The organism is Rhizobium sp. 22-785-1, from assembly GCF_053521965.1.
The window spans coordinates 106074-118736 of record NZ_JBNWDI010000003.1; the positions used below are offsets into that span (position 1 = coordinate 106074).

Consider the following 12663-nt stretch of genomic DNA (forward strand, 5'->3'; position numbering starts at 1 on the left):
CTGATCGGTTTGAGGCAGCCGGTTTTCCGGTTCTTGCCATGTTCGTCGTTTTTCAGGTCTCTCCCTTTGCCCCATGATCGAGATGATCCATCGATGTTTGGCGGATCAGACGTTCCTGGAGCGTCAGAAGGTGATTTCGCATAGCCTCGCCCGCTTTAGCCGGATCGCATGCCGCAATCGCATCGATGATTTCGGCGTGCTGGTCGCGCGATTCCTTGAGTGTGTCGTCGACGCGCCGCGCCCGTTCCCGGACGGCCTGCCAGGACGGGTCCTGACGGACTCGGTTCACAACGTCGAAAAGCGAAAGAAACAATTGGTTGCCGGCGCTCTGAGCGATCAGACGATGAAGCGAGCCGTCCCAGAGCTCACGCCAGTCTGCGTCGGTGCGTTCATAAATCTTCGCGCATGTTTCTCGCATTCGGAGAATGTCCGAGGGCTTGGCCCGCATGGCAGCGAGCTGCGCCAGTTGCGGTTCGATACGAAGCCGAACCTCCATGATCTCCATGAAGTCGGTGCCAGGCACCAGGCTTGCTGCATGGTCACCCCAACTATCGGGCTTTTGGCCAAGAAAGGTTCCCGCTCCTTGGCGACGCCAGATCAAGCCCTCAGCTTCAAGCACCTCCAAAGCGCGCCGGATCTCTCTCCGACCGGCGCCAAGTCGCTCGCTGAGCGTGCGTTCCGTCGGCAATTTTCCATCGCGTCCAAAAGCACTTACGGCAATAAGTTCGCGTAAACGCTCAAGCGCAAAATTGGCATTTTCGGGTCCGACGATGCTGGATTTTTCGTTCATTGGTTCGTACCAATTCAATATTGGTTCAATGAATGACGAACACGTCCTTTCGTCAAGCCTAAATTTTATCCAAGTAGAAAATTTATGCAGGACAACAGCAGCGAAGAGGGTGATTGCGGCTAGAAGACACGAAAAAGCAGCGGCTATGTTGCTGGCCGCTGCGGATAAAGAACGTCAGGTTGATCGCCGAGCTAAGGCAATATCAAGCTGCCAAAGCTGTTCGATGAACTTCCATAAGCTCATGATAACATGATGTATTTCCGGCAAGAACCGGTTGACCTTCGAAGAGCTTCTCACCTTCCAGTGAAAAGGGCATGAACTGCCCACCAGCCTCTTTCACCAGGCAAAAACCCGCCATGCAGTCCCAGGCGCGCATATGAGGCTCGTAATAGCCCACCAGGCGACCTGCCGCCACATAGGCCAGCATCAACGCACCTGATCCATTACGGATGAAGTTGCCGCCGCGGGCCATGACGTCGCAGATAATCCGACCGACTCGCTCCGGGGTGACGTAGTTGTTGCAGCCGATCCCGGTCAGAGCATTCTGTATGGTTCTGGAGGGATCGAGCGTCAAAGGCACGCCGTTCAAGCTTGCACCCCGCCCTTCAGAAGATGCGTAGGTTTCGTCTGCGCATGGAACACGGATGACACCGATGACCGGCTGACCGTTACGAACCACGGCGATCGACACGCACCAGCTCGGCATGCCGTTAACGAAAGGAGCGGTGCCATCGATCGGGTCCACGACCCAAGTGTAGCCAGACACGCCATCGTCGTAGCCGTGCTCCTCACCTAGGAAACCGTCGCCGGAGAAGGCTGCCGCAACGCGCTCCCGCAGCATGGTTTCGACGTTGCGATCTGCGATCGAGACGACGTCCTGGAGGTCTCTTTTCGTCTCTATCACAAGGCTGTCGCGCTTATTGAAATAGTCGAGCGCCATCGCCCCGGCCTCGACCGCCAGTTCCTTTGCAAGCGCAAAGCGCTGTTCGAGGTCGTCATTCCGTTCTGTCATTTCCGATATCCTTGGTTCAATCCGCAAGTGTCACGCGTCAATGAGCGCTATGCCACGGTTTTTAAAACTCAGTGTGACGTCGCTGGCTTCATTCACAGTCTGGTTCATGTCGTGATCGACGATAAAAAGTGTGCCCACTTCCGTCTCGACTTCATATTCGACGTGGCCGCCAAGATAGGCCGTATGCAGGACACGCCCCGGCATCCCGCCCTCACCCGGAGCGCCGATCCGGATCGATCCTGGACGAACGGCAAGTTTCGCAGCGCCTGATCGCGGCTCTTTACTTTTGATTCGGTGCTCGCTCTGACCAATGCGAACGACCGCGTCATCGCCTGTCTGCGAGACGACTTCGCAGGGTACGACATTCGCCTCGCCCATAAAGTCTGCAATGAAAGACGATGCCGGGGCCTCGTAAAGTTCGCGCGGAGCACCTGACTGAGCAACAGCGCCATCTTTCATGACGATGATGCGATCCGACACAGCCAATGCCTCGTCCTGGTCGTGTGTCACGTAGACCGCGGTAAAGCCGATGCGTTGCTGCAATTCGCGAATGTCGGTGCGCACGCGCCGGCGCAGTCGGGCATCGAGGTTCGACAAAGGTTCATCCAGAAGAAGCACTTGCGGTTCCAGCACGAGAGCGCGCGCGACTGCAACACGCTGCTGCTGGCCGCCGGAGAGTTCAGCCGGGAGACGGTGACCCATGCCGGCAAGCCCCACAAGCCTCAACCCTTCTTCCGCCTTGTCCCGCGCCTCGGCCTTTTTCAACCCTGAAGACTGAAGACCGTAGGCCACATTGTCGAGTGCGCTCATATGGGGGAACAGCGCGTAGGACTGGAACACCATAGAGACATCACGCTCATTGGCGGGCAGCATGGTGACGTCTTTGCCGCCGATCAGGATGCGACCGGAGTTCGGATGTTCCAGCCCAGCCAGCATTCGAAGCGTCGTTGTCTTGCCGCAACCGGATGGGCCGAGAAGTGTGACAAGTGTGCCCGGCTCGATCGTGAGCGATAGATCCGGTATGGCAGTAAATGCGCCGAAGGTCTTGCGAACATTCTGGAAAACGACTGAACCGGGTTTAACGGTAATCATGCGGCTTTCTCCTGAGGATTGGATATGGATGGAGTTTGCGAGACGCCGGCAACGCGATTTTCCCGGCGCAGACGTCGTTCTCCTACTGCGAGCTGGAACCCGGCAATAACGGCGATCATGACGACGATGAGCATGGAGGAATAGGCAATCGCCACCCCATATTCACCATTCTCGACAAGCCCGACGATATAAGATGTCGCCATATTGTACTGGGCGCTAACGAGGAAGATCACGGCGCTGATGGATGTGATGGCGCGCACGAAGGAGTAGACAAGTGCCGCTCGAATGGCCGGACGAAGCAGCGGCAGAACCACCAGCCTGATCGTGCGGAAGCTGTTGGCCCGTAGTGTCAGCGAGGCTTCATCAAGGCTCTTGTCCAACTGGCTCATGGCCGCGATGCCGCCACGCACGCCAACCGGCATATTGCGGAATACGAAACACATGATCAAGATGATGGCCGAGCCCGTCATCTCCAAAGGTGGCAGGTTGAACGCCATGATGTAGCTGACGCCGATAACCGTACCGGGAATGGCAAAGCTCATCATCAGCGCAAATTCGAAGAGATTGCGCCCGGCAAATTTCTGCCTGACAATGATGTAGGCGGTCAATAGACCGACGGCGGCGGTAAGCGGTGCTGCGATCAGAGCAATTTCAAGTGTCGTCCAGAAAGAGTTCCATGCAACGCCGGTCCAGGCAATGGAGCCGTTGCTGATACTGACGGAGAAGGCGCGGACGTAATGTTCGATCGTTAGCGTATTATCCAGGCCCCAGGTCTTCACGAAGCCACCGATCAGGATCATGCCGTACACGACCACAGTGAAGATCATCCACGGCACCACGAGGGCGTGAACGGCGATCGACATCGATTTCGGCAATGCGATATGCGCCCCGCTATCGCCCTTACCCGTGACCGTGGCGAAGTTCTTGCCAGCCAGCCAAAAACGCTGAGCCAGGAAAGCGGAAAGTGTGAAGCAGAGGAGAACAATGGCAAGCACTGCTGCCCTTGAGGGATCGTTCTGCGAGCCGACGACGGCGAAGAATATCTCGGTCGAAAGAACGCCGTGGCTCCCGCCCAGCACCAGTGGGTTACCGAAGTCGGCCATGCTTTCAATGAAGCCTATGAGAAAGGCGTTTGCGAGACCGGGCTTCATTAGTGGCAGCGAAACGCGCCAGAAGGTGCGCCAACGGTCGGCGCGCAATGTCTGGGATGCCTCTTCCATGGATGGGCTAACCCCTTCCACCACGCCGATGAGAACGAGAAAGGAAATGGGCGTGAAGGACAGAACCTGCGCGATCCATATGCCTGTCAGGCCATAGAGCCAGCGACCGGGCTCGACACCGAAAACGCTGGACATGAATTCCGTCACGACACCGGCGCGGCCAAAAAGCAGCGTGAGCGCAAGGCCGATCACAAAGGGCGGCGTGATAATCGGCAGCACCGTGAGCAGCCGCAGGCCCTTCTTGAAGGGAAAGCGCGTTCTCGTTGCGACCAGCGCAAAGGCAAGTCCGAGGATTGTCGAGCCTGCGGCCGTCATGAGCGCCAGAAACAGTGTGCGCCACGCAACGCCACATCGTCCGGCACCAATGGCGCAATCAAGACTCCAGATGCCAGGATCCTGCATGTTGCGAATGAAGCCATCTGGATTGAAAGAGCCATCGAAATCCTGCAGCGCGCCTACCATCATGCTGCCGATAGGATAAAAGACGAAGACCCCGACCAGGAAGATCAGTAAGGAGATACACGAAACGATAAAGGCATCGCCCTTCATGAAGCCGCGTTCGGCAAGTCCGAACGAGATGAAGAGAACGAAGACGAAGGCCATCGTCACCGCGCCAGCGCCCATGGATGGCTGACCATCAGACAAAGGACCGAAAATACCTTCGCTCGCCTGCCATGCCCATCCTGAGAACCCGATGGCAAGTCCTTGGAGCACGAGGAAGCCAAGGCCCAGACTGCCCGCCGTTACCAGGATGCCTGCCCGCTTGTCGGCATTTGACATCGTCCGAGCCACGGCTCCCATGAGGAAAAACACGAGGATACCGAACAGCCAGACCCGGCCTTCCGAAACCATCTGGAGAATGCCCGGAGCGACTGTTTTCGACAGCGGAAATTCCGCAAGCCAGCCGAGGCCAAAAAAGCCGCTGTCGATACGGTACCAGGGAACGAGCACCAGCGCGGCCAGTCCCAAGGCCAGAACAAAGTCCAGCCGGCGATTGCCATGGGTCATGGTCAACCTCACAAATTTGAGTGCGTCAGAAAAGGGCTGCCTCTATCTCCGGCATTACGGCGCGCGGAGATAGAGGCAGCGGGGAGCCATTGATCAGTTGGCGACTGCGCCGACATCCTTGTCCCAGCGTTCGAGCAACTGCTTGCGCTTTGCAGGATCGCCATATGTCTTGAAGTCATAGTTGATCAGCTTGATATCCTCAAAGCGCGGCGCTTCCTTCGGAATCTCGGCATTCTTGTTGGATGGAAGCTGGAAGGACTTGGCGTCTTTCATGCGCGACTGAACGTCGGGTTGAAGCGCCCAGTCGTACCAGATCTTGGCGTTGTCCATATTACGCGCACCCTTGACGATCGACATGGATCCGATCTCATAGCCCGTTCCTTCGCAAGGAGCGATCGACTTTACCGGAAAACCTTCCGCCGTCATCGCCACTGCATCATGCATGAATACGATGCCGAGCGCCGTTTCGCCGCGCGCTGCGGCCTTCACCGGGGCAGATCCAGACTTGGTGTACTGAGAGATATTCGCATTCAGCTTCTTCAGGTAATCGAAGGCCTGATCTTCGCCCATGATTTGTACCAGCGAAGCAAGCGCCGTATAGGCCGTTCCCGATGAGTTCGGGTTGGCGATCTGAATTTCGCCCTTCAGTTCAGGCGCCAGAAGATCCGCCCAGCACTTGGGCTCCTTGTAACCCTTCTTCTTGAAGATGTCGGTGTTGTAGCCCCATCCGAGAGCGCCGGCATAAACCCCAACGGTCTTGTAGCCGGCGCTTTCCGCCTGGTTCTTCGCCCAATCCTGCAACTGGTCAAGCATCTTCGATTTATACTCGAGCGTCAGGTTTTCGGACGCTGCCTGAAGATGGGGATCGCCGGTACCGGCCCACCAGACATCGGTTTTCGGGTTGCGGGCTTCGGCGCGGATTTTCGCATAGGCCTCGCCGGACGACATGCGCACCATATTCACCTTGATGTCATGGCTCTTTTCGAAGTCGTTCTTCATCTGCTCGCAGATCACCACATCCGCAGCGCAGATGACGTTGAGATCGCCGGCGGCATGGGCAGGAGCGCCCATAAGGGTGGTTCCTGCCAGAAGCAGGCTGGAAATAAGTGTCAGTCGCATGTTTTCCTCCATAATTTGCGTCTGAATTCTGATCTTGGGGGCAAAGCTTCGCCATTCGGCATCCGGTCGGCTGCCGATCTTTTTTCAATTCGAAGCTTGCTTAGTTACTGGCTGGGCGGATGAACTTCCGTGTCAAATCTCAGAAGGAGCCTGCCCCTTTCCTCCGGTGTGCCAAACGTCGCAAAGTCATAATCGACCATTTTCATGATCGAGAGGTCAGGGGCACCAGACGGCAAGGCAGCCTTCGCATTGGAAGGAACCTGGTTTTGCCCCGCAGCCGCCCCCGTCGCCTGACCCGCCGGGCTCAGTGCAAAATTCACAAAGCGCCGCGCCTCATCCCTGTTTTTTGTCCCGCGAACGATACTGACCGCACCGATCTCGTACCCCGTTCCTTCACATGGGGCGACGATGACCAGCGGGGCTCCTGCCTCCTTCTGCGTTACCGCATCATGCATGAAAGATATGCCGATCAGGGCCTCCCCGCGGGCGGCAGCCTTCACAGGTGCGGAACCGGCTTTCGTATATTCCGCAACATTGCGATCAAGCGCCTTCATGTAAAGAAAGGCGTCGTCTTCGCCAAAAAGCTGGACCAATGTTGCGAGCGTAGTGAAGGCAGTACCCGAATAATTCGGATTGCCGGTCATGATCTTTCCGCGGTAGGCATCGCTGATCAGGTCTTTCCAGCATGTCGGGGCTGGTAGCCCCTCTGTCTCAAGAAGGTTCCTATTGTAGGCAAAGCCGAGTGCGCCAGCATAGATACCGGCCGCCTGCCCGCCCGACATGGAAAAGAAGTTCTGCGCCCAGGGAAGAAGCTCCGCTTCATGGGGAGACAGATAGGCCTCCAGTAGATTTTCGGAAGCCGCCTGCAGATGCGTATCGCCCGTACCGCCCCACCAGACATCAATCGTCGGCGCGTCCTTCTCTCTCCTGATCTGGTCTAGAACTTCGCCCGTGCTCTTGCGCACCATGATCGTCTGTACGCCAGTTCTCAACTCGTAGGCACGCTGCATAGCCGCGCACCATGCCTCGTCCGCCGCGCAGAGAACGCTAAGCTTTTCGCCATCCTGCGCAATGGCGGCGCCACAGCCCCATAAGGTCAGCCCGGCGCTGAATGCAGCAAGCAGTCTCTTCAAGACAATCCTCCCTGGAACCTCCCCGTTCCAATCTTGTGCGTCAGGATGCCAGAAGCCAGCGCTTGTGCAATCTGAGAATGGTTACCGATTTTTCAATGCGTTGGGCGAAAGGGCGGAGATGATTACGAATATTACAATTGTAACAACGCTGATCATCATCCACCTTTTGAATATTCCTTCACTCTTGCCTATGATCGCTGGTGGGAGGACTACACCGTGCAAAACCAGAGGATCAAGATACTGATCGTCGAGGACGATCCGGATATGGCGGAGCTTATTTCTGATCTCGTAGAGGCCGAAGGCTGGTCTCCGCTCGTCGTTCACTCCGCGGAAGAGGCTACCGCAACACTTGGCCGGGAACAGATGCATCTGGTTCTCCTGGACCACAACTTACCCGGCATATCCGGTAGGACTTTTGCCCAACGCATTCGAAATGTATTGGGATTGAATGTCGGAATTGTCATGGTCACCGCTGCGGGAAGCGCCACCGAACGCGTGCTCGGTTTGGAAACGGCGGCCGATGACTACGTGGTCAAGCCCTTCGAGCCTATCGAGTTGACGGCGCGCATCAAAGCGGTTCTTCGTCGTGTTGCGCCATCTCTAAAGGTGGAAAAGGAGCCGGAGCGCGAACATGAGCCTCACTCGCTGCGACTTGGAGATTGGGCGGTGGATCTGTCGGCACGCCGGGCAATGTGCTTGGCCGATCGCAGCAAGACGCTGACCAGCGCGGAGTTCGCGCTCCTGGAAATTCTTGCGGAAACACCGAACCGCCCCGTCAGCCGGTCGCAAATCCTCGATCGCCTGGGAGCAGAGAGCGACCGCTTCATCGATCGCAATGTCGATGTGCTGGTTCTGCGTCTGCGCCGGAAGATCGAGCGTAACCCAGACCTGCCTCAGCACATCCAGACCCGCAGGGGCAAGGGATATGTTTTACATACCGAAAATGCCGGGCAATCATTGTGATCAACCGGCCTTTCCTTCGGTCCATCGCTTTCCGTCTGCCTTTCGCCATCATCTTCATCTGTTCATCGGTCTTTATACTATCGGCAGTGGCTATCTACGGCCTGCAAAAAGCCAAGACGGAAATGGCGACCTACAGTTCGCAGGCATTTTCCAGCCTCGCGCGCGCCTCTTTGATCTCGCGTCGGGTAGCAGATCTGGTGTCCAGCGCGCCGTTATTGATGAACGCAACGTCTCCCTATCGCGTTTCGAGCGAGAGCCGCGCCGTCGTGGTGCAGGTCGACAGCCTGCTGCAAACGATTGCGCAGTACAGGCAGGCAGAAAGCCAGGTCGCGCTTCCAAACGATGATATCGTCAGCCTGCTGCAAACCATTCGCCAGCAGACCCTCTCACTCGCCGCGGACGCAGACGCGGCCCAGCAACACAAGGCCGAGGCCGCCGCAACATTAGGAAAAATCAGCGCTGAGCAGACCGTAAAAGACGACGCGCTTCGTCGTCGGCTTAACGCCCTCGCCCAGGCTGCCGCCAATTCTGCCAGTCTGTTCCAGTTGGGCGAACTTCAGCGGCGCTTCACGGCCGAGACGGGATACGGTGCAGAAGACGCGACGAGATCGGGAGATCTGAGCAACAAAGCGCTCACACTTTACAGAAGCGTTTTCGATGCCCAGACCAAGTATCTGCTGGAAATGTTTGCCATCCAGTCGTCGGCATCAAAACTTCATGCCGTATCCCGCGGCCTGTCCCACGCCACTGAAACGCAAAGCCAAGCCGTTGCACGCCGATTGACCGATGGCCTCGCCTCGGCATCTGCGGCACTAACCCGGCTGATTGTCATGGTCGCCATTGCCTTCGTGATTCTCGTCATTCTTTCGACTTTGTCGATCCGTTCCGTCATGCGGGTGTCAAACGGCATCACCGCGCTATCAGGAGGCATGAATTCCCTGGCCAAAGGCGAGCAGGAGGTCACGCTCCCAGCCTATCGCGGATCGGAAACAGAGCTCATCCGCCTATCGGACGCCTTCCATGCTTTCAAGGACAGCGTCGACCGCGTGTCTCGCCTTCGCCGCACAGCGGAAGCTGCGGCGCGGACGATCCGCTCCACTTTCCGGACGATGAATGAGGGCATCGCCCTTTTCGATGTTTCGGGCCAGCCGATCACCATGAATAGACGCGTCATCGAGCTTGTCGGCAGACGTGGCGGATCGTCGCGCAAGCTCCCGTTGCGCAACTTCATAGAAACGATCCCTGAAATCGACCCGGCCCTTTTGCCGTGTGACGGAGACCGCGGCAAGCTTGCCACGCGACTTACCCTGCGCCACCGAACCCAGGATCAGCAGGTCACAGAAATAGCGCTTTCCCGTCAGCCGGATGGCGGCATCGTTGTTCTCGCGCGGGATGTCACGTCGCTTGACCGGCAGGAGGCGGAGGCTGCAAAAGTCCAGCGCCTGGACGGTATCATGCGCATGACCCATCAGTTGAGCCACGAAGTCGGCAATATGATCGGCATCATTACAGGAAGCCTCGGGCTTCTGGAACGCGAGACGGGCTTCAGCGAGCGCCAACAGCGCAACATCAATCGCATTCGAAAAGCGGCGGATCGAGGTCGGGCACTTGCCAGCAGTATGCTTTCCATTGGCAGCCAGCACCCCATCCACCCAGCCCGCGCGGACATCGGAGCTCTGCTGAAAGGGATGGTGGATGTTCTGGAAATCGCCGTAGGTCCGCGCAATCAGATCAGCCTCGACATCGAAGATGGTCTACCGAAACTCGCATTGGATGCGGCGCTTTTCGAACAGTCGATTTTGAACCTCTGCCTGAATTCAGCTGCCGCCATGCCAGACGGCGGATCCATCTCCATTTCTGCAAGAATGCGCGACGATCTTCTAGACGTCTCCGTCCAAGACGATGGACAGGGAATGGATCAGGATGCCGTGGACAGGGCTTTCGAACCTTACTTCACGACCCGTTCTCAGCAGGGAGGAACGGGCCTAGGCCTTGCCATGGTCTATGGCTTCATGCGCCAGAGCGGCGGCGATGCAAGTATCGCCTCAAAACCAGGCGACGGCGTACGAGTGTCGCTGACATTTCCTGTTCCCGATCGGGTTTGAGACATGTGACCTGGGAGCCGGACAAGAATTGCCGATTGGATGTTGAAAAACAACGCCAAAAGTCACGGCAAGCTAGCTATGCTGGCTTGCGCGGCAACCTTGGCGTGCCTAAAACGTGCCTGATCGAATTTTTCCATGAGAGGACAGGCATCTTGGAGCAGGCAGACACCAAAACCGGCAAGCGTCGAAACAAGGCTCTATGGGCAGCAGCGGCAGTGATTGCCATTGTTGCAGCAGGCGCGGTAGGCGGTAAGGCGTTCTATAAAGCAAAAGTCAATGAACTCATCGCTCAAAGTGGAGCCACAGCGGCTTCGGTCGATGTCGATTTTCAGGGGCGAGTCCATATTCGTGATCTGACCTTGCCGATCCAGGAAGACGAAACGTTGCGCATCGCAGCAATTGATGGACGCCCGAAGCTGCCATTCTTTGATGGCGCGTTGGAACTCAGCAATATTTCTTTCGATATCGCCAAAACAAAGGTCGTTGTTCCAAGCGCTCGCATCGATAATGGAGAAATCAAGTCTTCCGGCCAACAGGTCGAAGGTGCGAAAACGCTGTCCCAGCGCCTTGAACGCCTTTCGGCCCGCAGCGTTTCCATGCCGGAATTGACACTTACCCAGCCGGCAATGGCCGGTGGCGAGCAAAAGATCGTTTATTCTAACACAACGTTTTCGGACATCGTCGATGGCCGGATAGCGCGATATTCGATCGAGAAGACCAATATGGATTTCTCGATGAAATCACCTGACGCAGATGGGGCGGGTCAAGCCACGCAAATGAAGATGTCGACCGGTGAGATCAAAGGTCAAGATGTCGATGTCCCCTATATCGCAAGGCTCTATACCGAACGGGCCGGTCCCGATGACAAGCAGGCAAAGCAGGTCTATGGCCCAATGTCGGCCGTAAACGTATCGATTTTCGATCAAAAGGCACGGATAAGCTACGACGAGCTTAGCAGCACTGGATTCAGCGCAAAGATGCCGACCGAGCCACTTGTGGAAACGTTGGCATCATTGACGGAGGTGAAAGATCCAAGCGCGCTTGAACCGGCGGAACGCAAAGCTTTCTTCTCCAAAGCCCTCTCGATTTTCGACATGATGGGCACGAGCGACATTCGGATGAAAGGCCTGAAAGCTCACGATGTCGATAAAGCATCGGGCTCTGAGGGCAAAGATTCCGATTTCGTCATAGAAAACATGGATATGAAAATCGACGGCTATAAGATCGATTTCGGTATCAATGGTTTGTCGGTACTCAATGGTGGCGATAAAGTCGTGGTCGGTGAGATCGCGATCAATGACTTCGATTGGAGTTCCACTGCCGAAGGGATTCGCGAGTTCGCTGGATTGGGCGACCAAGAAATAGCAACCTTCGAATACAAGCGACTGATGCCGGCATTCGGCCGCATGCGGTTCGGCGGTTTGGATTTCGATACATCTGCACCCGAATCCTCCGAGGACGCAGAGGCGGGCGCTCCTGAGCGGATCAAGTTCACGCTCGGAAAATTCGAGTCGGTGATGTTAAAGCCCATCAACGGCATACCGACCGACGTCGAAACCACGCTGGAAGACCTTACCATCCCCTTCGCTGAAAATTCTGAGGAGTTCGCCATGGCGCGCTCCCTCGGCTTGAAGTCATTCACCTCCTCCTATGCTCTTTCCACCTTCTGGGACGAGCCGAAAAATGATCTTGTCATTCGAAAGATGTACTTCAGCGGCAAGGACATGGGCAGCATCGAGATGTCTGGCCTGTTGAGCGGCGTTACCAGACAATTCTTCTCGTTGGACGCAACCAACGCTCAAGCTGCGCTTCTGGGTTTGACGGCCCGTGAACTGAAGCTGACGGTTAAGGATGAAGGCGCCATGGACCTGATGATGAAGGCCTACGCTCTTGAAAATAACGTCAGTGAGGCGGAGGCGCGCGCCACACTGTCACTTGGAACGACCGTCATACTGCAGCAGGTTGCAGAGGAGCGGCCAAAGCTCAAGAGCGTCGTTGATGCGCTCGCAGCCTTCGTATCCAAACCGGGAACACTCACCGTCACTGCCAAATCGAACGCACCCAACGGTCTGGGCGTATTCGATCTGATGGCCGCATCCCAGGACCCAATGCTTCTGCTTGACAAGGTCGATATCCAGGCAGCGGCGCAGTAAGCCACTGGTATTACGTTAGATGGAGCGCGCATCAAGAGCGCGCTCCACCGTCCTTCTTCTAAAATTTG

General features: G+C 56.6%; 9 protein-coding genes. 3 read left to right on the forward strand and 6 right to left on the reverse strand.

The window, feature by feature from the left end:
- Positions 1-52: 52 nt before the first annotated feature.
- From ACQZ5M_RS08150 to ACQZ5M_RS08175, 6 genes are all read right to left on the reverse strand, one after another.
- Positions 53-790, reverse strand: a complete 738-nt coding sequence (locus tag ACQZ5M_RS08150; RefSeq protein ID WP_296098451.1) for a FadR/GntR family transcriptional regulator — start codon at positions 788-790, stop codon at positions 53-55.
- A 202-nt stretch (positions 791-992) separates the two neighbouring features.
- Positions 993-1802: an inositol monophosphatase family protein gene (locus ACQZ5M_RS08155; protein WP_296084006.1), complete on the reverse strand. Its 810-nt coding sequence runs from the start codon at positions 1800-1802 to the stop codon at positions 993-995.
- A 30-nt stretch (positions 1803-1832) separates the two neighbouring features.
- Positions 1833-2894, reverse strand: coding sequence for an ABC transporter ATP-binding protein (locus ACQZ5M_RS08160; protein WP_449079430.1), 1062 nt, complete (start codon positions 2892-2894; stop codon positions 1833-1835).
- A complete protein-coding gene (locus ACQZ5M_RS08165; RefSeq protein WP_449079431.1) occupies positions 2891-5122 on the reverse strand; it encodes an ABC transporter permease in 2232 nt (743 codons plus the stop codon). Before ACQZ5M_RS08165 ends, ACQZ5M_RS08160 begins: the two co-directional genes overlap by 4 nt.
- A 93-nt stretch (positions 5123-5215) precedes the next feature.
- Positions 5216-6241 carry an ABC transporter substrate-binding protein gene (locus ACQZ5M_RS08170; protein ID WP_296084012.1) on the reverse strand — a complete coding sequence of 342 codons (1026 nt, stop codon included), beginning with the start codon at positions 6239-6241 and terminating at the stop codon, positions 5216-5218.
- Between the two features lie 104 nt (positions 6242-6345).
- Positions 6346-7374 (reverse strand): ABC transporter substrate-binding protein, encoded by a 1029-nt coding sequence (locus tag ACQZ5M_RS08175; protein ID WP_449079432.1) that lies wholly within the window; start codon positions 7372-7374, stop codon positions 6346-6348.
- A 216-nt stretch (positions 7375-7590) separates the two neighbouring features.
- Between ACQZ5M_RS08175 and ACQZ5M_RS08180 the strand changes: the two genes are divergently transcribed.
- From ACQZ5M_RS08180 to ACQZ5M_RS08190, 3 genes are all read left to right on the forward strand, one after another.
- Positions 7591-8337, forward strand: coding sequence for a response regulator transcription factor (locus ACQZ5M_RS08180; RefSeq protein WP_296084017.1), 747 nt, complete (start codon positions 7591-7593; stop codon positions 8335-8337).
- Positions 8334-10442: a sensor histidine kinase gene (locus ACQZ5M_RS08185; protein ID WP_449079433.1), complete on the forward strand. Its 2109-nt coding sequence runs from the start codon at positions 8334-8336 to the stop codon at positions 10440-10442. Before ACQZ5M_RS08180 ends, ACQZ5M_RS08185 begins: the two co-directional genes overlap by 4 nt.
- A gap of 152 nt (positions 10443-10594) precedes the next feature.
- Positions 10595-12595, forward strand: coding sequence for a hypothetical protein (locus ACQZ5M_RS08190; RefSeq protein ID WP_296098436.1), 2001 nt, complete (start codon positions 10595-10597; stop codon positions 12593-12595).
- The last annotated feature ends 68 nt before the right edge of the window (positions 12596-12663 follow it).